Annotated in this window: 20 protein-coding genes and 1 pseudogene; 12 read left to right on the top strand and 9 right to left on the bottom strand. The window is 69.0% G+C overall.

Annotation, left to right across the window (positions count from 1 at the left end; genetic code table 11):
• The first annotated feature begins 23 nt into the window (after positions 1 to 23).
• On the top strand, positions 24 to 1,874 hold the full coding sequence (locus tag FPZ12_RS18930; protein ID WP_144757731.1) for an Hsp70 family protein: 1,851 nt from the start codon (positions 24 to 26) through the stop codon (positions 1,872 to 1,874).
• Here the strand turns inward: FPZ12_RS18930 and FPZ12_RS18925 are convergent.
• A complete protein-coding gene (locus FPZ12_RS18925; protein ID WP_144757732.1) occupies positions 1,841 to 2,590 on the bottom strand; it encodes an alpha/beta hydrolase in 750 nt (249 codons plus the stop codon). The two genes, FPZ12_RS18930 and FPZ12_RS18925, sit on opposite strands and share 34 nt — an antisense overlap.
• A gap of 207 nt (positions 2,591 to 2,797) precedes the next feature.
• On the opposite strand from FPZ12_RS18925, the gene FPZ12_RS18920 reads away from it, so the two are divergent.
• The gene (locus FPZ12_RS18920) at positions 2,798 to 2,992 is read left to right on the top strand and encodes a DUF3046 domain-containing protein (RefSeq protein WP_144757733.1); all 195 of its coding nucleotides are present in this window, start codon (positions 2,798 to 2,800) and stop codon (positions 2,990 to 2,992) included.
• A gap of 21 nt (positions 2,993 to 3,013) precedes the next feature.
• On the opposite strand, the gene FPZ12_RS46870 is transcribed toward FPZ12_RS18920, so the two are convergent.
• Positions 3,014 to 3,145, bottom strand: a complete 132-nt coding sequence (locus FPZ12_RS46870; protein ID WP_279537822.1) for a hypothetical protein — start codon at positions 3,143 to 3,145, stop codon at positions 3,014 to 3,016.
• Positions 3,146 to 3,239: 94 nt separating this feature from the next.
• On the opposite strand from FPZ12_RS46870, the gene recA reads away from it, so the two are divergent.
• Together recA and FPZ12_RS18910 are read left to right on the top strand one after the other, a co-directional pair.
• A complete protein-coding gene (gene recA, locus FPZ12_RS18915; RefSeq protein ID WP_144757734.1) occupies positions 3,240 to 4,283 on the top strand; it encodes a recombinase RecA in 1,044 nt (347 codons plus the stop codon).
• A 25-nt stretch (positions 4,284 to 4,308) separates the two neighbouring features.
• The gene (locus FPZ12_RS18910; RefSeq protein ID WP_144757735.1) at positions 4,309 to 4,845 is read left to right on the top strand and encodes a regulatory protein RecX; all 537 of its coding nucleotides are present in this window, start codon (positions 4,309 to 4,311) and stop codon (positions 4,843 to 4,845) included.
• Between the two features lie 361 nt (positions 4,846 to 5,206).
• Here FPZ12_RS18910 and FPZ12_RS18905 read toward each other — a convergent pair whose 3' ends face one another.
• The 3 genes from FPZ12_RS18905 to edd all read right to left on the bottom strand — a co-directional run bounded on the left by FPZ12_RS18905 (position 5,207) and on the right by edd (position 9,817).
• Complete coding sequence (locus FPZ12_RS18905) at positions 5,207 to 6,649, bottom strand: lipase maturation factor family protein (protein WP_144757736.1); 1,443 nt, start codon at positions 6,647 to 6,649, stop codon at positions 5,207 to 5,209.
• Between the two features lie 675 nt (positions 6,650 to 7,324).
• Positions 7,325 to 7,942 (bottom strand): bifunctional 4-hydroxy-2-oxoglutarate aldolase/2-dehydro-3-deoxy-phosphogluconate aldolase, encoded by a 618-nt coding sequence (gene eda, locus FPZ12_RS18900; RefSeq protein ID WP_279537821.1) that lies wholly within the window; start codon positions 7,940 to 7,942, stop codon positions 7,325 to 7,327.
• Between the two features lie 12 nt (positions 7,943 to 7,954).
• Positions 7,955 to 9,817, bottom strand: a complete 1,863-nt coding sequence (gene edd, locus FPZ12_RS18895; protein WP_166462817.1) for a phosphogluconate dehydratase — start codon at positions 9,815 to 9,817, stop codon at positions 7,955 to 7,957.
• Between the two features lie 237 nt (positions 9,818 to 10,054).
• Here edd and FPZ12_RS18890 point away from each other — a divergent pair, with 237 nt between their 5' ends.
• The 4 genes from FPZ12_RS18890 to FPZ12_RS18875 are packed head-to-tail and all read left to right on the top strand — an operon-like array spanning position 10,055 to position 13,848.
• On the top strand, positions 10,055 to 10,342 hold the full coding sequence (locus tag FPZ12_RS18890) for a hypothetical protein (RefSeq protein WP_144755414.1): 288 nt from the start codon (positions 10,055 to 10,057) through the stop codon (positions 10,340 to 10,342).
• Positions 10,339 to 11,157 carry a hypothetical protein gene (locus FPZ12_RS18885; RefSeq protein ID WP_144755417.1) on the top strand — a complete coding sequence of 273 codons (819 nt, stop codon included), beginning with the start codon at positions 10,339 to 10,341 and terminating at the stop codon, positions 11,155 to 11,157. Before FPZ12_RS18890 ends, FPZ12_RS18885 begins: the two co-directional genes overlap by 4 nt.
• Before the next feature lie 25 nt (positions 11,158 to 11,182).
• Positions 11,183 to 13,096: a fumarate reductase/succinate dehydrogenase flavoprotein subunit gene (locus FPZ12_RS18880; RefSeq protein ID WP_144755420.1), complete on the top strand. Its 1,914-nt coding sequence runs from the start codon at positions 11,183 to 11,185 to the stop codon at positions 13,094 to 13,096.
• Positions 13,093 to 13,848 carry a succinate dehydrogenase/fumarate reductase iron-sulfur subunit gene (locus FPZ12_RS18875; protein ID WP_144755423.1) on the top strand — a complete coding sequence of 252 codons (756 nt, stop codon included), beginning with the start codon at positions 13,093 to 13,095 and terminating at the stop codon, positions 13,846 to 13,848. Before FPZ12_RS18880 ends, FPZ12_RS18875 begins: the two co-directional genes overlap by 4 nt.
• On the opposite strand, the gene FPZ12_RS18870 is transcribed toward FPZ12_RS18875, so the two are convergent.
• Both FPZ12_RS18870 and FPZ12_RS18865 read right to left on the bottom strand, forming a co-directional pair.
• Positions 13,845 to 15,560, bottom strand: a complete 1,716-nt coding sequence (locus tag FPZ12_RS18870; protein WP_144755426.1) for a P-loop NTPase fold protein — start codon at positions 15,558 to 15,560, stop codon at positions 13,845 to 13,847. The two genes, FPZ12_RS18875 and FPZ12_RS18870, sit on opposite strands and share 4 nt — an antisense overlap.
• A gap of 21 nt (positions 15,561 to 15,581) precedes the next feature.
• A complete protein-coding gene (locus FPZ12_RS18865) occupies positions 15,582 to 16,763 on the bottom strand; it encodes an ROK family protein (protein ID WP_144755429.1) in 1,182 nt (393 codons plus the stop codon).
• A gap of 84 nt (positions 16,764 to 16,847) precedes the next feature.
• On the opposite strand from FPZ12_RS18865, the gene ggh reads away from it, so the two are divergent.
• The 3 genes from ggh to FPZ12_RS18850 all read left to right on the top strand — a co-directional run bounded on the left by ggh (position 16,848) and on the right by FPZ12_RS18850 (position 19,331).
• On the top strand, positions 16,848 to 18,218 hold the full coding sequence (gene ggh / locus FPZ12_RS18860; RefSeq protein ID WP_144755432.1) for a glucosylglycerate hydrolase: 1,371 nt from the start codon (positions 16,848 to 16,850) through the stop codon (positions 18,216 to 18,218).
• A gap of 207 nt (positions 18,219 to 18,425) precedes the next feature.
• Positions 18,426 to 18,899, top strand: a complete 474-nt coding sequence (locus FPZ12_RS18855) for a hypothetical protein (protein ID WP_144755435.1) — start codon at positions 18,426 to 18,428, stop codon at positions 18,897 to 18,899.
• A gap of 9 nt (positions 18,900 to 18,908) precedes the next feature.
• The gene (locus FPZ12_RS18850) at positions 18,909 to 19,331 is read left to right on the top strand and encodes a hypothetical protein (RefSeq protein ID WP_144755438.1); all 423 of its coding nucleotides are present in this window, start codon (positions 18,909 to 18,911) and stop codon (positions 19,329 to 19,331) included.
• A gap of 159 nt (positions 19,332 to 19,490) precedes the next feature.
• Here FPZ12_RS18850 and FPZ12_RS18845 read toward each other — a convergent pair.
• A pseudogene (locus FPZ12_RS18845) lies at positions 19,491 to 19,951 on the bottom strand (IS1634 family transposase); the annotation flags it as partial.
• A 128-nt stretch (positions 19,952 to 20,079) separates the two neighbouring features.
• Between FPZ12_RS18845 and FPZ12_RS18840 the strand changes: the two are divergent.
• Positions 20,080 to 20,463: a VOC family protein gene (locus FPZ12_RS18840; protein WP_144755441.1), complete on the top strand. Its 384-nt coding sequence runs from the start codon at positions 20,080 to 20,082 to the stop codon at positions 20,461 to 20,463.
• Here the strand turns inward: FPZ12_RS18840 and FPZ12_RS18835 are convergent.
• Positions 20,440 to 21,261, bottom strand: coding sequence for an alpha/beta fold hydrolase (locus FPZ12_RS18835; RefSeq protein WP_243769910.1), 822 nt, complete (start codon positions 21,259 to 21,261; stop codon positions 20,440 to 20,442). The two genes, FPZ12_RS18840 and FPZ12_RS18835, sit on opposite strands and share 24 nt — an antisense overlap.
• Positions 21,262 to 21,304 lie beyond the last annotated feature (43 nt).

Genomic DNA, 21,304 nt, shown 5'->3' with positions numbered 1-21,304 from the left:
TGGGAAGTCTTGAGGGGAGAACCGTGCGGATCCTGTCCGTGGACCTCGGAACGTCGAACACGGTGGCCGTGCTGTCCGCGCACGGCATGCCGCCGCGCGTGGTGGAGGTGGACGGCTCGGCCACCATGCCCACGGCGGTGTTCGCCGAGGAGGACGGCACCCTCATGGTCGGCCGCGACGCCGAGCGCCGCGCCCGCCTCGACCCGACGAGGTTCGAGCCCAACCCCAAACGCCGGGTCGACGAGCAGACCCTGTTGCTGGGCCAGGACATCGTGCCGGTGAACGAGACGCTGGCCGCGGTGCTGCGCCGGGTGCTGGACGAGACCACGCGCCAGCTCGGCGGGGAGCAGCCGGACGAGGTCCGGCTCACCCACCCCGCGCAGTGGGGCCCGGTGCGCCGCAACGTGCTGCTGTCCGCGGCGCGGCTGGCGGGCATCAAGGGCCCGATCCACCTCGTGCCGGAGCCGGTCGCCGCGGCCGCGCATTTCGCGTCCTTCCCCGGCCGAACGCTCGCGCCGGGCCAGGCGCTGGCGGTGTACGACCTCGGCGCGGGCACCTTTGACGTCGCGGTGGTCGGCGCGACCCAGAACGGGTTCACCGTGCTGGCCGAGGACGGCCTGCCCGACCTCGGCGGCCTCGACGTGGACCAGGCGCTGATGGTGCACGTTGGTCGCGAGGTCTCGCACCGCGACCCGCAGCGCTGGCAGCGCCTGCTGCGCCCGGAGTCGACGGCGGACCGGCGCACGCGCCGCGCGTTGCAGGAAGACGTCAAGGCGGCCAAGGAATCCCTGTCACGGCACCCGCAGACAGAGGTGCCGATGCCCGAGCCGTTCACCGATGTGCTGGTCACGCGCGGCGAGCTGGAGGCGCTCGTCCGCCCGGCGATGCTGCGCAGCGTCGAGCTGTTGTCGCGCACCGTGCAGGCCGCCGGGCTCTCCCCGGACCGGCTCGTCGGCATCTACCTTGTCGGCGGCTCCAGCCGGCTGCCGCTGGTGGGCGCGATGATCTCGGAGAAGCTCGGCGTCGTCCCAGCCAGCCTCGACCAGCCGGAGACGGCGGTCGCGCTCGGCGCGCACCACGTGAACGGCGACGGCATCAGCATGCGCACCCAGAACGTGGAGGGGCAGGTCGCCGCCACCGGCGTCCCGCCGGCACCGCCGCCGCCGCATTCGTACGCCCCGCCGCAGGTCGCGAACGTGCCCGGGACCCCGCCCGGCGGGTACCCGAACTACCAGCAGTACCCGTCGAACTTCCCGAGCCTGCCGGCGCAGGCGCCGCCGAAACCCAAGGGCGGCAAGAAGAAGCTCGTCATCGGGATCGTCGCCGCTGTGGTCGTGCTGCTCGCCGGCGGGCTGACGTACGCGTTGTGGCCGTCGAGCTCCTCGGCCACCACGCTCAGCGCCGACCAGTGCAAACAGCCCGGCCAGGCCGATTCGAAGGGCTTCACCAGCTGCATGCGCCAGCTGGCAGGCGACGTCGCCGACACCAGCCAGTGCGCCGCGGGCGCGGGCAGCGGGGACATCGCCCCGCCGTCCGGGCAGGACATCGGGGTGCTGGCCACGTGCTCGGCGCCCGCGCTCGCCGGGGCGCAGGTGACCTATTTGCACGGCACCAGCGCGGCGACGATCAAGGAGTACACCGACCGGCTGCTCAGTTCCGTTGGCGGGGACCAGATCCAGGCGCCGTGGAAGGGGAACGGCCTGTCGGGCAGCTACTCCGCGGCGTCCGGGCGGACGTCGGCGGTGCTGGTGTTCAGCGTGGCCGACCGCCCGCTGGCCGGGGTCGTCTACCAGAAGACGGGCAGCGACCAGGCCCCGCTCACGGCGTCGAAACTGGCCGACTACTTCGAACAGACCGTCCAGCCGGGGACCTGAGCCGCCGCGATCTCCAGCAGCGCGTCGGCGACGGCGCGTGGTTCGGTGATCATCAGGTCGTGCCCGGTGTCGATGTCCCAGAGCCTGCCCGCTTTCCTGGCCCCGGCGACGAGTTCCGGGTCCCTCGTGGCGAGCGTGCTGGTGCACACGACGTGGTACTGCGGGATCGCCCGCAGCGCGTCCTCGTCGGTGAGTTCGAGCGGCTGCTCGAAGCAGGGCCAGGGATGAGCCGTCAGCCGTTCGTCCATCCACGCCACCACATCCGGGTCGGCCGGGCCGTAGAAGGCGCCCGCGCCCGGCGACGGCAGCAGGACCAGTTCGATCCCGTCGACCACCTTCCCGTGCTTGCGGGCCTCGTTCATGATCGGGCCCGCGATGTCCACGAGCGACTGCCCGCCGGCCGGGGTCGCCGCGTCCAGATAGACCAGCTTGCCCACGCGCTCGGCCGCCCTGTCCGCGGCGCCGGTGATCACCATCCCGCCGTAGCTGTGCCCGACGAGGACGACATCGCGCAGGTCTTCGTAGCGCAGCACGGCCGCGATGTCCTCGATGTGCAGGCCGAGGTCCACGTGCGGGCCGAGCAGATGGGACCGTTCGCCGAGGCCGGTCAGCGTCGGGGCGTATACCTCGTGGCCCGCCTCGCGGAGCACCCCGACGAGAGGCTGGTAGCACCAGCCGCCGTGGCCTCCGCCGTGCACCAGCACGAATGTCGCCATGCCCGCCGTCCTCTCCGCCGGTGATCGACACTGGGAGAGAATGATATTCTCATTTTCGGGGAATGGGAATCACTTGCGCTTGCGCATCGACCAGAGCGCGCCCAACGCCACCACGATCGCCGCGATCAGGGTGAGGATCGAAGCGATCGTGAGCAGCCAGCCGCTCTGGGAGCCGTCCATCGATCCAGGGTAGCTACGCTGGTCCCGATGCGTATCACCGTTTTCCGAAGGTTGATGTCCGACGAGTTCGGCCCCGTCCGCGCCGAGACGATGGCCAAGGACCACGTGTTCAGTTCGCTCGGCGGCAGGACAGTGGACGAGGCGCTGGCCGCGGGGCTGTCCGCGAAGGAGATCTGGCGTGAGGTGTGCCAGGCCTTCGACGTGCCGGCCGAACGCCGCTGACCGAACGCCGCTGGCCGAACGTCACTGGTCGAACGCCGCTGACGGCTTGCGCGGAAAAATCCGCGACGAGGGTGTGTCAGTCCTTGCGTCGAACAGGTGTTCGGCTATCGTGTTGTGCACATCGGGGTCGGCTGTCCACAGATTGATCGCCACGGTCCGAAACTGTCGGCCCCCGCCCGTAGTGTCGGGCCCAACAGCTCAAAACAGCAACCAAGCCCCACAGGCTCCGACCAGCGAGGTGGAATCCATGCCCGCAGCAGCACCCGACAAGGACAAGGCGCTCGAGCTCGCGCTCGCCCAGATCGACAAGCAGTACGGCAAGGGATCGGTGATGCGCCTCGGGGACGAGGGCCGCGCGCCGATCGCCGTGATCCCCACCGGCGCCATCGCGCTGGACATCGCGCTCGGCATCGGGGGCCTGCCCCGCGGCCGCGTCGTCGAGATCTATGGCCCGGAATCCTCCGGTAAGACCACGGTCGCCCTGCACGCGGTGGCCAACGCGCAGAAGGCGGGCGGCATCGCGGCCTTCATCGACGCGGAGCACGCGCTCGACCCGGAGTACGCCAAGGCGCTCGGGGTGGACACCGACGCGCTGCTGGTCTCTCAACCGGACACCGGTGAGCAGGCGCTGGAGATCGCGGACATGCTGATCCGCTCCGGCGCGCTGGACATCCTGGTGATCGACTCGGTGGCCGCGCTGGTGCCCCGCGCCGAGATCGAGGGCGAGATGGGTGACTCGCACGTGGGTCTGCAGGCCCGCCTGATGAGCCAGGCCCTGCGGAAGATCACCGGTGCGCTGGCCAACTCCGGCACCACCGCGGTCTTCATCAACCAGCTGCGCGAGAAGGTCGGCGTCATGTTCGGCTCCCCGGAGACCACCACCGGTGGTAAGGCGCTGAAGTTCTACGCCTCGGTCCGGCTCGACGTCCGCCGCATCGAAACACTGAAGGACAGCGGGGACGCGGTCGGCAACCGCACCCGGGTCAAGGTCGTGAAGAACAAGGTCGCCCCGCCCTTCAAGCAGGCCGAGTTCGACATCCTCTACGGCAAGGGCGTCTCCCGCGAGGGTTCGCTCATCGACATGGGTGTCGACCAGGGCATCCTGCGCAAGTCCGGCGCCTGGTACACGTACGAGGGCGATCAGCTGGGGCAGGGCAAGGAGAACGCGCGGAAGTTCCTGCTCGACAACCCGGACATCGCCAACGAGGTCGAGAAGCGGATCAAGGAGAAGCTGGGGATCGGCGCCCAGCTCGACGCCGAGGACACCGCCCCGGCGCCGGTCGAGTTCTGAGGGTTCGCGCGGAAAAGCGAGAGGTATGGCGAAGGTCGATCCGGCGGAGCTGTCGCCGGAGGAGGCGTGGAAGAAGGCCAAAGAGGTCTGTTTCGACCTCTTGGCCGTCCGGGCGCGCACGAAGGACGAGCTGCGTAAAGCCTTGCGGCGCAAGGGTTTCGAGGACGAGCTCGCCGAGCGCATGGTGGGTAAGCTGGACAGCTCCGGCCTGGTGGACGACGCGGCGTTCGCCGAGCAGTGGGTGCGTTCGCGGCATGCGTACCAGGGCCTGGCGCGCACCGCGCTGGTCGCCGAGCTGAAGCGGAAGGGCGTCGACAGTGAGGTCGCCGCCCAAGCAGCGGGGGAGATCGACCGCGAGTCCGAGGAGCAGCGGGCCAGGGAACTGGTCCGCAAACGGATGCGGTCGATGACCTCGGTGGACGAGCAGACGGCCACCCGCCGTCTGCTGGGGACGTTGGCGCGCAAGGGATATCCGCAGGGCCTCGCGTACGCCGTGGTCCGGGACGAGCTGAAGAACGCAGGCGCCGAATCCACCCTCCTCGACGACGCGGTGAGTGACTGACCCGCCCACCGGATCACTGATCCGAGATTACTGACACGGCACATCCATCCTCAGGCCGCCACGCTGTTGTGGCGCCACGCGCCGCCATGCCTTCGTGCCGCCGCGCTGCCGTGCCCTGCAATGCGCTGCCATGCCGCCCCCGTTGCTACGTGACCGCGCCGTCACGCGGCCACCCTCTGGTGGCGTCATGCCGTCATACCGCCCCGCTGCCATGTCGCCTCGCCGCACTGCCAAGAGGTTGTGCCGCCGTGCCGCCGTGCCGCGCGATTGTGCTGCCTCGGGGCGCGGTCGCGAGGCAGCACGGTCGCGCAGTTCCGTCGTTCCGTCGTGCGATTCCGCCGCAGCGTGTCCCCGCTCCGCTTCACTCGGCGGCGACGGCGGCGCCGTCCGGGCCGAGTCGTCCCGCGCGCAAGGCCGGGCCGCGTGGCGTGCGCACCCACCACTCGCCGGTGGCGCGGCGTTCGGCGGGAGTCGTGAACCGGTAGCGGAAGAGCCGTGCCCGCAGGAAAGTCGGCGGCCGGCCCTCGAAGGGGTCGTGCCGCAGGAGTTTGAGGGTTTCCGGGTCGGCGGCGAGCAGCTTCTCCGCGAGGGGCTCCAGCCAGGCGTCGGCGTAGCTGGAGGACAGCGAGGCGAACCACATCATCCAGTCCAGCCGCAGGTGGTACGGCGCGATCTGCCGTGGCCGCCGTCGCGGATCGCCCGGTTTGCCTTTGAACTCGTACTCGCGCCACACCGTGTCCGGCCCGAGCTCCGGTTCGTCGGTGGCTTCGATCACCACCTCGTGCCGGATCTGGGTCACGGTGCCGAACGCGCCGTAGGTGTTCACCAGGTGCAGCCGGTCGAAGCTGTAGTTCATGAGTTGCTTGCCCGAGAACAGGTTCCGCGCGGGCCGGTAGCTCAGCACGAGCAGCAGCGCGGTCACGACGAGGATCAGCACCCGGTCCCACAACGGCGGTTCCGCCAGCGTGGGAGCGGAAAACGGGAGCAAATGACTGTCCAAAGCGGACAGTGCGAGAGTCATGGTGAGGAGGTTGAGCCAGGAAAAGTTGCCGCTGGCGACGAGCCATGCCTGCGTGACGAGTATGAGCAATGCGGCGATGCCTGCGGCGGGCTGCGGGGCGAACAGCGCGAACGGCACCACCAGCTGGGTCGCGTGGCTGGCCAATGCCTCCAGCCTGTGCAGCGGTTTGGGCAGATGGTGGAAGTACCAGCTCAGCGGGCCGGGCATGGGCTGGGTTTCGTGGTGGTAGTACAGGCAGGTCAGGTCGCGCCAGCACGGGGCTCCCCGCATCTTGATCATCCCGGCGCCGAACTCCACCCGGAACAGCACCCACAGCAGCAGCCACAGCACCGGCACCGGCGGCGCGGTATCTGCTGGGCCGAGGAAAATCGCGAGGAAACCCGTTTCCAGCAACAAGGATTCCCAGCCGAACGAGTACCAGATCTGCCCGACGTTGACGATCGACTGGTACAGCACCCACGGCGCCGCCCACACCAGTATCGAGGCCCAGACGGGCACCGAATCGCACAGTCCGAGCACCAGCGCGGCCGAGATCACCGCCCCGGTCCACGCGACTGCGGCGAAGAAGCGATCCGAGTAGTGGAACTGGAAGACGCTGGGCGCCCGCCGGAAGGGCACCCGCCGCACGAACCGCGGCACGGGCAGCAGCCCATTCGTGCCGATCAACGCCCGGAACTGGTTCACCGCCACGAGAAAGGCGATGAGGTAGAGCGCAGCGAGCACTCTCTGGAACGCCAGCCGTGACGCCCAGTAATCCGGATCCGTGAACCAGTCCCAGCTCACGGCGCACAGATTAGTGCCGCCGCCACGCCAACGCCGGGTTCAGTTCTTCGCGTGTGGCCAGCTGGTGTTCATGGGGCCCGCGCTCGATGAAGCCACCCATCGACCACCACCGCAACCCCTGCGCCCGCAGGCTCGCTGCCGCCTCACTAACGCAGCGCCTTCACCGCAGCCCACATCCGTTGCCCCACGACCCGCAGCCCACCACCACCACCATCGCCGCCGCGTCACCCGCGCGCCTCCGCCGTTGCCTCACCGCCACGGGCCCCATCCATCGCCTCGCGCCGACCAGCCCCTACTGCCGCCTCGCAGCATCAGCCGCAGCACCATCGCCGTGCCCCGCCGCCTCACCACCACAGCTCGACCACCATGCCCCGCTGCCGCGCGGCCTCTCTGCCGCAGCCGCGCCCCGTTGCCGCGCCGGTCCCGCCGGGCCGCGGGAGCCTCGCCGCCGTAGCGGCTGCGCGCGTGCCGCCTCATCGCCGCAGCCGCGCCCCGTTGCCGCGCCGGTCCCGCCGGGCCGCGGGAGCCCCGCCGCCGAAACCCCACCGCCGCGCCACCGCCGCAGCAGCCGCCGCGCCACCGCCGCAGCAGCCGCCGCGCCACCGCCGCAGCAGCCGCCGCGCCTGCCCCGCCCCACCGCCGCGCCCCGTTGCCGCCGGAACTGCCCTCACAACCTCACCGCAAGGCGGCAGCCTCCCGTGCCAGTTCGGTGATCCGCCCGAAGTCCTTGGCCGCCACGGCATCCCTCGGCGTCAGCCAGGTGCCTCCCACACAGCCCACTGTGGACAGTGCCAAATACTCCGGCGCGTTCTTGATCGTCACGCCGCCGGTGGGGCAGAAGCGCAAACCGGGCAAAGGCCCGGCGATCGCCTTCAGGTACGCGACACCGCCACTCGCCTCGGCGGGGAAGAACTTCATCGCCGTGACCCCGTGCTCGGCCAAGCGCATCGCCTCGGAGACCGACGCCGCCCCGGGCAAAAACGGCAGCCCGGAGGCGAACAGTGCCTCCAGCAACCTGTCCGTGCACCCGGGCGTCACGAAGAACTTCGCGCCCGCGTCGGCGGCCTGCTTCGCCTCGTCCGGGGTGGTCACCGTGCCCGCGCCGATCACGATCTCCGGCACCTGCGCCGCCACAGCCTCGATCGCCGCGAGCGCCACCGGCGTCCGCAGCGTCAGTTCGATCACCCGGATTCCGCCCGCCACCAACGCTTCCGCCACCGGCACGGCGTCCGCGACGTCGTCAACGACCACGACCGGCATCACCGGCGAAAGCTCCAGCAACTCGTTACTCACGAAAAACTCTCCTCAAACTCGTGCGGGGGCGCCGAAGTGCCCCGGGGTGACCGGGCCGAACACGCTCGCGCCCTGGTCGGCCGGGCCGATCGCGCGGCGCAGCGCGGTGAACAACTCGCGTCCGGTGCCGACCCACGAGGCCTCGTCGGGCGCCGCGTCCCACACCGGCCGCGCGTCGAGCTCCGCTTCGCCGACCAGCACCTCCAACGTGCCGGCGTTCGCGTCCAGCACTATCTCGTCGCCGTCGGCGATCCGTGCCAGCGGGCCACCGGCGGCAGCCTCCGGAGTCACTTGGATGGCGGACGGCACCTTGCCCGAAGCCCCCGACATCCGCCCGTCCGTCACCAGCGCGACCTGGTGCCCGCGGTCCATCAGCGCGCCGAGCGCGGGGGTGAGGCCGTGCAGCTCCGGCATCCCGTTCGCGCCCGGCCCCTGACCGCGGATCACCACGACCACGTCCCGGTCCAGCTCACCCGCCCGGAAAGCCTCGTCGAACTCTTGCTGCGTACCGAAAACCCGCGCCGGAGCCCGCACCACGCGGTGCTCCGCGGCCACGGCGGACACCTTCGTCACCGCGCGCCCGAGGTTGCCGCTCACCATCCGCAAGCCACCGTCCGGCGCGAACGGGTGGGAAACAGGCCGCAACACGGCTTCGTCGAGGCTGCGGGCCGGAACTTCCCGCCACACCAAGCGATCCCCGTCGAACACCGGCTCGCTGCGGTAGCGCGAGAGCCCGTCACCGGCGACCGTGCGCACGTCCTCGTGCAGCAGCCCGGCGTCGAGCAGCGTGCCGATCAGGAACTGGACGCCACCCGCCGCGTGGAAGTGGTTGATGTCCGCGCTGCCGTTGGGGTACACGTTCGCCAGCAGCGGCACGACCGACGAAAGATCCGCGAAATCGTCCCAGGTGAGTTGGATCCCCGCGGCCGCGGCGACCGCGACCAGGTGCATCGTGTGGTTCGTCGACCCGCCGGTGGCCAGCAGCGAAACCACCGCGTTCACCACGGACCGCTCGCTGATCACCTCCGCCAGCGGCGTGTACTCGTCGTCCCGCGAAAGCGCCACGATCCGGCGCCCGGCTTCTTCGGTGAGCGCGCGGCGCAGCGGCGTACCCGGCTGGACGAAGCTCGCGCCCGGCAGGTGCAGGCCCATCACCTCGACGACGAGCTGGTTCGAGTTCGCCGTGCCGTAGAACGTGCAGGTACCGGCCGAGTGGTACGACGCCGACTCGGCCTCCAGCAGGTCCTCCCGCGTCGCCTTGCCCTCCGCGAACAGCTGTCGCACGCGGGCCTTTTCCTTGTTCGGCAGGCCCGAAGCCATCGGCCCCGCCGGCACCAGGATCGCCGGCAGGTGGCCGAAGGACAGGGCACCGATCAACAACCCCGGCACGATCTTGTCGCACACGCCGAGCAGCAGCGCCCCGTCGAACATCTCGTGGGAAAGCGCTATCCCCGTCGCCATCGCGATGACCTCACGGCTGAACAGGGACAGTTCCATTCCCGCCCGGCCCTGGGTGATCCCGTCGCACATCGCGGGCACGCCCCCGGCGAACTGCGCCACTCCACCCGCCTCGCGGGCCGCCGTCTTGATCCACTCCGGGTATTCCCGCAGCGGCTGGTGCGCGGAGAGCAGGTCGTTGTACGCCGAGATGATCGCGACCCCTGGCTTGCGCAGCCCGCGGACGGCGAGCCGGTCGCTGCCGCCACACGCGGCGAACCCGTGGGCGAGGTTGCTGCACGCCAGGCCGGCGCGCACCGGTCCTTCGGAACGCGCGGCCGCCATCCGCTCCAGATATCCGGCGCGGGTGGCCGCACTGCGCTCGGCAATGCGCTGGGTGACTTCTTCGACGATCGGATGGATGGGGACTTCCTGCACTGATACCGCCTCAGATCACGGAGAGTGTGGTGGTCCGCAACGGCAGCGCTGGCGTCGCTAGGTCGTGACTGTGCCCACAGTAGTTCGTCTCATCCCCGGATCAAAATCGATTAAGAAGATCGTTTAAGGTGACGCCGATCACGCAAACTACCTGCTGTGTGCTACTTGTCACATTGAAAGCAGAACGGCAGAGTCGCTAGCTGACGGCTCCGCCGCCGAACTGATCCGGGAGGATGCATGTCCACCACAGAACTCACGGAGCTGCGCCGGACGATCGGGCAGTTGCGACAGTGCGTAGGCGCGCTGCGCTCGCGCTACGGCGACGCCTCGGCCGTGCGGCGGCTCGTCAACGACGTGGACCGGCTCGACATCGACGCGGCCGACCTCGACAGCCCGATCCCGGCCCAGCCGAAACCGGTCGACCGCTCGCAGGTCGTGAAGATCCCCGACGACCCGTACGACCCCGCGCTGTGGCACGGCGCGGACGACGAGGGCGTCGGCGGCTACCACCCCGATCACAAGTGAGCGCGCCGACGCGAAGCGCCGGCCCCGCCGTACGAGGGGGCCGGGCCCGGATCGCCGAGCGCACCCTGCGCACGGACCGCTGGTGGCTGTCACCGCTGCTCACCACGCTGGGCCTGGCCACCTTCGTCATCTACGCGACGATCAGGGCGTTCGTCCGCACGGCGTACTGGGTGCCCGAGTACCACTACCTGACGCCGTTCTATTCGCCCTGCGTCTCGACGTCGTGCGCGCCGGGTTCGAGCCACCTCGGGCAGTGGTTCGGGGACTTCCCGGCCTGGCTCCCGCTCGGCGTGCTGGTCCTGCCGTTCCTGCTCGGGTTCCGGCTGACCTGCTACTACTACCGCAAGGCCTACTACCGGTCGGTGTGGTTCTCCCCGCCGGCGTGCGCGGTGGCGGAACCGCACGCGAAGTACACCGGCGAGACGCGGCTGCCGCTGATCGTGCAGAACGTGCACCGTTACTTCTTCTACGTGGCGATGATCGTCTCGGTGCTCAACACCTACGACGCCGTCGTCGCGTTCCACGGGAAGACCGGCGGGTTCGGCTTCGGGCTCGGCAACATCATCATCGTCGCCAACGTGGTGCTGCTGTGGGCGTACACCCTTTCCTGCCACTCGTGCCGGCACATCACCGGCGGCAGGCTGAAGCACTTCTCCAAACATCCGGCGCGGTACTGGGTCTGGACCCAGGTGAGCAAGCTCAACACCCGGCACATGCAGCTCGCGTGGACGACACTGGGCACGCTGGTCCTCACCGACCTCTACGTGATGCTCGTGTCCAGCGGCGTGTTCGCCGATCCGCGGTTCGTGAACTGACAACGAAGTCAAAGGTGCATCGTTTATGACAGAGGTCGAACGGCTCAGCTACGACGTGGTGGTGATCGGCGCCGGCGGCGCCGGTCTGCGGGCCGTCATCGAAGCAAGGCAACGCGGGCTGTCCGTCGCGGTGGTCTGCAAATCCCTGTTCGGCAAGGCGCACACCGTGATGGCCGAAGGTGGCTGCGCGGCGTCGATGGGCAACGCCAACTCCAACGACAACTGGCAGGTGCACTACCGCGACACGATGCGCGGCGGCAAGTTCCTGAACAACTGGCGGATGGCCGAACTGCACGCCAAGGAGGCCCCGGACCGGGTCTGGGAGCTGGAGACCTACGGCGCGTTGTTCGATCGCACCAAGGACGGGCGGATCAGCCAGCGCAACTTCGGCGGGCACACGTACCCGCGGCTCGCGCACGTCGGTGACCGCACCGGGCTCGAGCTGATCCGCACCATGCAGCAGAAGATCGTTTCGCTGCAGCAGGAGGACAAGGAGAAGTACGGCGACTACGAGGCGCGGGTGAAGGTCTTCGCCGAGTGCACGGTCACCGAGCTGCTCAAGGACAACGGCCGCATCGCAGGCGCCTTCGGGTACTGGCGGGAGAGCGGCCGGTTCGTGCTGTTCGAGGCGCCGGCGGTGGTGCTGGCCACCGGCGGCATCGGCAAGTCGTTCAAGGTCACCTCGAACTCCTGGGAGTACACCGGTGACGGGCACGCGCTGGCACTGCGCGCGGGGGCGACGCTGATCAACATGGAGTTCGTCCAGTTCCACCCCACCGGGATGGTCTGGCCGCCGAGCGTCAAGGGAATCCTGGTCACCGAAGGCGTCCGCGGCGACGGCGGGGTGCTGAAGAACTCCGAGGGAGACCGGTTCATGTTCGGCTACGTGCCGGACGTGTTCAAAGGCCAGTACGCGGAAAGCGAGGAAGAGGCCGATCGCTGGTACGCCGACGCGGACAACAACCGGCGCACGCCGGATCTGCTGCCGCGCGACGAGGTGGCGCGGGCGATCAACTCGGAGGTCAAAGAGGGGCGCGGTTCCCCGCACGGCGGGGTGTTCCTCGACATCGCCAGCAGGCTGACCGCGGAGGAGATCCAGCGGCGGCTGCCCTCGATGTACCACCAGTTCAAGGAACTGGCCGACGTCGACATCACCGCCGAGCCGATGGAGGTCGGGCCCACCTGCCACTACGTCATGGGCGGGATCGAGGTGGACCCGGACACGGCGTCCTCCACGGTGCCAGGGCTGTTCGCGGCGGGCGAGTGCTCCGGCGGGATGCACGGCTCGAACCGCCTCGGCGGGAACTCGCTGTCGGACCTGCTGGTGTTCGGCCGACGTGCCGGGCTCGGCGCGGCGTCCTATGTGGAGGGTCTGAAGGAGCGCCCCGCGATCGCCCAGTCCGATGTGGACGAAGCGGCCAAGGTGGCGCTGGTGCCGTTCGACCCGCCGGCGGAGGGGATCGAGGAGAACCCGTACACCCTGCACGGTGAGCTGCAGCAGTCGATGAACGATCTCGTCGGGATCATCCGCAAGGCCGAGGAGATCGAGCAGGCGCTGACCAAGCTCGAAGAGATCAAGCAGCGCATCCGCAACGTCACGGTGGAAGGGCACCGGCAGTTCAACCCTGGCTGGCACCTCGCGCTCGATCTGCGCAACATGCTGGTGGTCAGCGAATGCGTGGCGCGCGCCGCCTTGCTGCGCACGGAAAGCCGCGGCGGGCACACCCGCGACGACCATCCGAAGATGGATGCCCAGTGGCGCAACAAACTGCTGGTGTGCGCGTCGTCGAGCGAGGACCCGCTGGCGCCGGGGGTGACCGTCACGATCAAGGACCAGGAGCCGATGCGGGGCGATCTCCTGGAGCTGTTCGAGATCGCCGAGCTGGAGAAGTACTACACCGACGACGAGCTGGTCGAGCACCCGCGGAGGAAGGCATGACCTACAAGGCGAACTTCCGCGTCTGGCGTGGTGACGACACGGGCGGCGAGCTGCAGGACTTCACCGTGGAGGTGAACGAGGGCGAGGTGGTGCTCGACATCATCCACCGGCTGCAGGCCACCCAGGCCTCCGATCTGGCCGTGCGCTGGAACTGCAAGGCGGGCAAATGCGGGTCGTGTTCGGCGGAGGTGAACGGCAAACCGCGGCTGCTGTGCATGACCCGGATGTCGGTCTTCGACGAGGCCGAGGTCATCACCGTCACCCCGATGCGCACGTTCCCGGTGATCCGCGACCTGGTGACCGACGTGTCCTTCAACTACACGAAGGCGCGCGAGATCCCGTCGTTCACGCCGCCCGCGGACCTGAAGCCGGGCGACTACCGGATGCAGCAGGTCGACGTGGAACGCTCGCAGGAGTTCCGCAAGTGCATCGAATGCTTCCTGTGCCAGAACACCTGTCACGTGGTGCGCGATCACGAGGAGAACAAGGCGAACTTCGCCGGCCCGCGGTATCTGATGCGCATCGCGGAACTGGAGATGCACCCGCTCGACGTGGCCGACCGGCGTGACGCCGCACAGGACGAGCACGGCCTCGGCTACTGCAACATCACCAAATGCTGCACCGAGGTGTGCCCGGAGGGCATCCACATCACCGACAACGCGCTGATCCCGATGAAGGAGCGGGTGGCCGACCGCAAGTACGACCCGCTGGTCTGGCTCGGCACGAACCTGTTCCGCCGCAAGAAGAACTAGGCCGATTCGTCGATCAGGGAAAGCAGCTCGCCGGGGTCGTTCGTGATCTCCGCGTCGAGCTGCTTCGCCGCCCTGACGCGCGCGGGCGTGACCTGCCCGCAGTAGAAGAACGCCGGTCCGCCGTACAGGCCGTTGTCGCGCAGGTACGCCAGATCGGTGAAGCCGGCCTTGTCGTCGTCGCCCCGGCGGACGTCGGAGATCAGCACGTTCGGCCGTAGCCGGGAAAGCGCCGCGAGCGCGCCCGCCCGGTCGGTGACCGACTCGACCTTCGCGCCGCCCGCTTCGAGCTGGTCGATGGGCCAGCGGTTCCCGTCCGGATAGTCATCGATCCACAGCACCCGCAATCGGCGCAGGTCGCGGGGGCCGGCGAAGGAGGAAGCCTGCGAAACGAGGGGTTGCTGGATGAGCCGCTGCCACTCGACCGAATCGACGAAGAGACTTTCCACCAGTGACACGAATTCCCGGTCCCCGGCCAGTTCCGGGAACTCCACCGGGAGCTGCTTTTCCAGCTCCGCCAGGCTCGCTTCGAGCTCTGCCCCGTCCGCGTCCTCGCTTGGCGGGGCGAGCTTCACCGCGTCGAACAACCGGCGCCACCGCAGCGGGTCGCCCTCGCTGTGCTGCCGGACGAATCCGCGGAAGACGAGGTAGTCGACGAACTCGCGGACCGGGTCGCGGTCGGTCCCGCTGAGCATGTTCCGGTAGAACGTGGGGTAGAAGTGTTGCAGCAGCACCACTTTCACCAGGTTCTTCGCGCCGAGGTCGTCCCAGCTCCGGTTGAGCCGGTGTTCGAGCACGAAGCTGTTGATCAGGCGCTTGATCCGACGCGGGTTGCGGCCGGTGCGCTCCACCAGCAGCCGCTTCATCGAGTCATCGAACAGATGCGCCGTGCCCGAGTGCTCGACGTACCCGTTGACAAGGCGTTGTGCCTCTTCCTCACCCGGCGCCGGGATCGGGTAGTTGACCTGGATGATCTTCTCCAGGTACTGCGCGCCCGCCGTCCCGCCCACGGCCTGCCCCAGTACGACCTGGTCGCAGCCGAGGACGAACACGATTCCCGGCACGTCGAGGTAGAGCTTGATCGCCTCGCAGACCGCGAACACGCGATCGTCGGCGCAGCGGTCGAGGTCGTCGATGAACACGACCAGCAGCCTGCGGTTCGTGCCCTTCCCGCCGCGCGCGAGCCAGTCCTGCGCCATGTCCCGGACGACGGCCTTGATCTCGTTGCGGGACTTGGCATCCAGTGCCAGCGCTCGCCAGATCTCGTCCACCGCATGGGCGAACCCGAAGAAGCTCGACGCGACCAGCGTGGCCGCTCGCAGGGCACCGACCACCTGGGTGCGCCGGAGCAGCCCGCGCACCGTCCGGCGGACCACATTGCGGTCGAAGGAGAACAGCACGGATTTGATCAGGCCCTCGACCGCGTCGGCACGCGCCGACGTCCACGCGTTGAACCAGACCGTGGACACGGCGTCGGGCTCGTTGTTCTCGAGCGTGCTGGAGAGGGTGCGCATCAGGCTGCTCTTGCCCATGCCCCAGCGCGCGTCGACGGCGAGCGTGAACGGCGCGGCCGCGCGCGAAGCGAGAATCAGTTCCGCCAGGTTGCGCGCTGTTTCGGCCGTGCCGAGCAGGTCCTCCGTGCCGCCTTCGCCGACCGGTGCGTCGTTGAGCACGACGTAGGGCGGGCGGATCGGTTCGAACCCCAGCTCGGTCACCCCTGAGTTATACCGGTCCGTTCATGGCACCGGGGACGTTTCCGGCACGACGAGTGCGTCCACGGCCGCCGGGGAGAGCACCTCGTCCGCCACCAGCCCGGCCACACCGGCGAGCGTGGTGTTCGAGCCCAGTACGCACGCGCCCACATCCACCCCGTCTCGCGCCGACGTGTGCGCGTTGGCGAGCACAGCGTCCCGCAGCGCGTCGAGGAACGGCGGAAGTACGCCGATAGCGCCGCCGACGCGCAGGTAGCGCGGGTTGACGATCGTGACCACAGTGGCGAGCACCGTGCCGACCAACCGCCCCGCGGCGGCCGTCACCCGCACCGCCTCCGGATTGCCCGCGCGTACGCGCCGCACCACGTCCTCGGCGGTGCGGACGCCTGTGGGCCGCAGTTGTCGGAGCACGGCCTGGCCGCTGGCGATGGCCGCGACGCAGCCGCGTCGGCCACAGTCGCAGCGCTGGTCGTTGCCCTCGATCCGGATGTGACCGATCTCGCCCGCGGACGACGTCTCGCCCCGGTGCGTCCGCTTGGAGATCACCAGCCCGGCGCCGATCCCGGTGCCGACCTTGACCCCGACCAGCGCGGCGTCGGGGCGCCCGAGTTCGCAGTAGGCGCCGAAGGCCAGCGCGTTCGCGTCGTTCTCCAGCAGCACGGGCACCGAAAGCGCCTCGCCGAACGGTTCCCGCAGCCGGAATCCCTGCCAGGCCGCCATACTCGGCGGGGCCACCGTGATGCCGTGTTCGTGGTCGATCTGGCCCGGCACGCTCAACCCCATCGCGCACAGGCTGTCCGCCCGGCCCGTCTCGGCGAGTAATTCACGGCCCGTCGCCAGCAGTCCGGAAAGCGTTTCCCCAGGCAGATGTCCGGTCGGCAGCGGACGGTGGGCCTGGGCGAACACGGTGCCACGCAGGTCCGCCACCGCGATGGTCGCGTGCCGCTGGCCGACGTCGGCGACCAGCGCGGTGCGGCCGACGTCGTTCGCTTCGAGAATCTCCGCCGGGCGGCCGCCGCTGGACGCCCGGTGCCCCGTCTGGCGCAGCAGCCCGAGCCGCTGTAGCAGGTCGAGGCGCTCGACGAGGGTGACCCGGGACAGGCCGATGCGGTCCTGCAGCTCCTGGCGCGTCAGCGGGCCCTCGGCACGCAGCACCTCGAGTACGTGTCCGGCCGACGTCGGCGGGGCAGCACGGGGCGGACTCATGTTGACAGGATCTCCCGGGCGGACTTATGTTCAATGACCTGACAGAAGTGTAACCGCCGCGTCGTGCTGCCTGGAGACGAAGCAATGACAGTGGACGTCCCGACCGCGACGGGGGACAGGCCTGCGCGCTACCCGGAGGCGGCCCTGGCCGCCCGCGCCGCCAGGGTCTTGCGGGACAACGACACGGGAGCGGTCATCACGGCCGCGCCCCGGTTGTACCCGCACATGTGGAGCTGGGACGCGGCGTTCATCTCGATCGGCCTGGCGCGCCTGGACGTCCAGCGCGCGATAGCGGAGTTGGAGACGCTGTTCGCCGCGCAGTGGCGCAACGGGATGGTGCCGCACATCGTCTTCACGGACGACGACGCCTACTTCCCCGGCCCGGACAGGTGGGGCACCGAAGCGGCGCCGGACGGCCCGCGCAACGTGCGCACGTCGGGCATCTGCCAGCCGCCGGTGCACGCCATCGCGGTGCAGCGCGTGCTGGAGGTGGCGCGGCGATCTTCGCCGGACGACCGGCGCGCGGCGGAGCGCTTCGCCCGGAAGATCTGGCCCGCGCTGTACGCCTGGCATCGGTGGCTGGTCGAATACCGCACCCCGGGTTCGAGCGGGCTGGTCGCGATCGTGCACGGCTGGGAGTCCGGAATGGACAATTCCCCGCGGTGGGACGTGCCGTACGACGCGGTGCACCCCGGCGCGGCGTTGCCTCCCTATGTGCGCAAGGACGTCCGTGTCGTGGGCGACGCGAGCGAGCGCCCGACGGACCGCGAGTACGACCGGTACCTGTGGCTGATCGAAGAGATGCGCCGCGCGGGGTACGACCAGCGCAAGATCGTGGAGAATTCCAGTTTTCTCGTCGGCGACGTGTTCATCACGGCGTTGTTCGCGATCTCCTGCGACGTGCTGGTCGAACTGGGCGAGGAGTTCGGGCAGCCGGCGGGCGAGCTGGCGGATCTGGCCGACTGGGCGGAGAAAGCGCGCGCCGCGGTGGCGGGGAGCTGCCATTCGGTGTCCGGCATGGCGCGCGACCGCGACCTGCGGACCAGCCGCTGGCTCGACACCCAGACCATCGCCGGATTTTCGCCGCTGCTGTGCGGTGGCGCGCCGGACGACGTCCAGCTCCGTCTTCTGTCGCTTTTGGACAGTGAGCGATGGTGCGGTCACGAAGGTCTGCTGGCGCCGGTCCCGCCGTCGGTGTCGCCGCTGCGGCCGGGATTCAACCCGCGCCAGTACTGGCGCGGTCCACAATGGCCGGTCGTCGCGTGGGTTTTCTTTTGGGCCTTCGAACATCGCGGCTGGCACGAGCGCGCGCGGAAGCTGCGCGACGCCGGCATCAGGCTCACCGAAGACGGCGCGTTCGGCGAGTACTACGAGCCGTTCACCGGGAAACCGCTGGGCAGCGCCGACCAGTCGTGGACGGCTGCCGTCGTACTGGACTGGCTCTGCTCGGACTGATCACCCGAGAAGCTGACTTGTGAAGGCCTGACCGCGCTGCTAGCGTTCTTGGTGGCCGGCGGCTCCCGGATGGAGCGGCTGGGGGGATTTCTGGGGATTCAAGGCGCGTTTCCGCGCGCGGTCGTCATTCGACTATTGAAAACATTTCGCGATATTCCTTGTATCGGTCGTGCTCGCTGGGCGTGATCGGCAGTAGAGGGGGGTTCGATGAAGCACGTCAAAATCCGGGGGCTGCTCGCGGTCGTACTGGCCGCGGTGGTGGCTCTGTTGTCCGCCGTGCCGGCGTCGGCCAGCACCGACACGTCGTTCGGCAAGGGCAACTGCACCGCGCGGCTGCAGGGCTATCCGGATTCCGACCAGAACGGGTCCTGGATGCAGCTGACGGTCTCATCCGGTTGCAACGACAAGGCAAACGGGCTGCAGCAGATCCAGACCGAACTGCTGTACTACGGCATCCGCGGGGACAACAGCAGGGTCGAGTTCGTCGGCCCGTCGACGGGCAACTACCTGATAGCCGGGGCTCCACGGGCGCATTCGATGGTGGCACAGGCCGGCGCGCCCGCCACCGGATTCTCGCAGTACTGCGCCTCGGGAAAGGTGTACTACGCCGGGTTGACCGGCGCCCCGGATGGGAACGGCGCCGTGCTCACGCAATACTCCGGCGTCGTCTGCTGGAGTTAGGAGGCTGTGATGAGCAAGAAAACCGTTGCCCTGACAGGGATGCTGGCCGGGCTCGCCGCTGTCGCCACGGTGGTGCCGGCGCAGGCGGTCGAGCTGCGGGAAGGTGTCTGTTATGGACAGTTGAACATCGCGGGGCGGGATTTCGGCACCGCGATCGAATGGGGCGGGCTGTACACCTGTGACCAGGTCTCCGCCGGTCCCTATGACGCGGACTGGTCGGTGAGCTCCGACGGCGCGGTGATCGCGTCCGGGAAGTTCCAGCCCGTGATCGGTGCCCAGCAGCAGACGCCGTTCCCGGTGGTCCACGTGAACCTGCCCGGCCCGGTGCCGCACGCGGCCAAACACGTGAAAGTCCAAGTGGTGTTCAACGCCAAGATCGACCCGGGGATCATGTCCACCGAGCAGGACGTGTACTACAGCCCACCGGACTGAAAACCGCCGGGGCGGAAAACCCTTGAGGGTGTGCTCGCCGGCCTGGATGTTGATGGTGCGGTAGCGGCGGGTGGTGCGCACGAACTTCTTGATCGACCAGCCGGTGGTCTGCTCGATCCACCTGCTGACGGCCAGGGCGGCGAACACGACCGTCAGGTGCGCGAACGCGGGCAGACGCCGCTTGAGGTCGCGTACGCCGGCGGGTCGAAACCTGCCTCCTCGACCACCCGCAGACTGTCCAGCTTGCTGGTCGGCTCGACGATCCGTGCCAGCACCAGTAATCGGAACACCTCGTCACCACCAGCGGCCTCCTCGAACCCCAACAGCTGGTAGGCGTGGCCGAGCGCGTCCCACAGGTACCCCATCCGCGACGACGTGATCGCAAGCGGCGCACCACCAGCACCACTGCCGGCCTGCAACGCCGCGAAGTCCGGGCCAAAGTCGAGCTCGGGCTGCCCCACAGCCAGACGCTGCCTCGCCACCGCCCTGAGCGCCTCCAACGCCGCATCGTCATGCGCCGAGCCGATGTGCTCGATGTCCCGCGACCCGCGACGCGAGGAGTGCACGATCTGCACCGCCCTGGCCCCCGACGCCGTCTTCACCGTGCGCACATACGCCACGAGAGACAGCCTAGAACCGGCCGCTTAGTGCGCAGATTTTCGCCGTTCACACGACGAAACCGCAGCTCAACAGCCAGCACCCTACCCAAGATCAGCGATCTTGAGCCAAAGTTAGGTAAGGTGACGGAATGGTCATGCGGGTGGCGGTTCCCGTGCTGCCGTGCCGAGATGTGCAGGCAGCGTGGTCGTACTTCACGGACGCGCTCGGATTCGACACCATATTCACCTGGGAGACCCCACCTAGCTACGCGGCCGTGATCCGCGACACCGCCGAGTTCCACCTGTACGCCGAAAGCAGCGTCGGCCCGGCCAGGGTGACGGTTGTCGTCGACGACGTCGATTCCTGCCACGACGAGCTGCGCGCCCGCGGCGCCGAAATCGTCGAGCCACTGGCTAACCGGCCCTACGGGATGCGCGACTTCAACGTACGGACACCCGATGGGCACTTGTTGATCTTTAGCCAGCCGCTTACCGAGTACGGGAGACCATCAGCGGACCAGCCGGAAGAATGACCGGACCTCGTCGACGAACAACGCCGGCTGCTCGAACGCCGCGAAGTGGCCGCCCTTGCCGGGCTCGTTCCAGTACCGGATGTTCGGGAACCGGCGCTCCGCCCACCGCCGAGACGGGCGCTGCAGCTCCTTGGGGAAGACCGAACAGCCGGTGGGTACGGTCACCGGCGCGCCGGCCGACCCGGAGATCCATTCGTTGACCTGCCGGAGGCTTTCCCAGTACAGCCGGGCGCATGAGGCACCGGTGCCGGGCAGCCAGTAGAGCATCAGGTTGTCGAGCAGCTCATCCCGGGTAATGACTCGATGCAGGTCGCCACCGGAGTCGGTCCACGACCAGAACTTCTCGACGATCCAGGCGCAGAGGGCGGCCGGCGAGTCGACCAGCCCGTAGCCGACCGTCTGCGGCCGGGTCGACTGCTGCGCCGAGTATCCGGAGCCCCATTCGTCCGCCTCCCGCAGTGTCGCGAGCGCCGCCCGCTCGGCACCGGTGAGGTCGTCCAACGTGGCCGGATCGGGCGGTGCGAGCGGCGGCATGAGATGGATGCCGGCGACCCGATCGGGTTGCCGTTGACCGATGCTGGTGCCCCAGTCGCTGCCTTGGGCGCCGAACCGCCGGTAGCCGACCCGGGCCATCAGCTCGCACCACGCGTCGGATATCCGCTCGATCCCCCACCCCGGCGCGGCCGGCTTGTCGCTGAAGCCGTAACCGGGAAGCGATGGGCAGACCCCTAGAACCGGCCGCTTAGTGCGCAGATTTTCGCCGTTCACACGACGAAACCGCAGCTCAACAGCCAGCACCCTACCCAAGATCAGCGATCTTGAGCCAAGTCAGGCTACAGCC

It is taken from the genome of Amycolatopsis acidicola (genome assembly GCF_007713735.2).
GTDB classification, from domain to species: domain Bacteria; phylum Actinomycetota; class Actinomycetes; order Mycobacteriales; family Pseudonocardiaceae; genus Amycolatopsis_E; species Amycolatopsis_E acidicola.
This window is presented reverse-complemented; position numbering and strand designations above follow the sequence as displayed.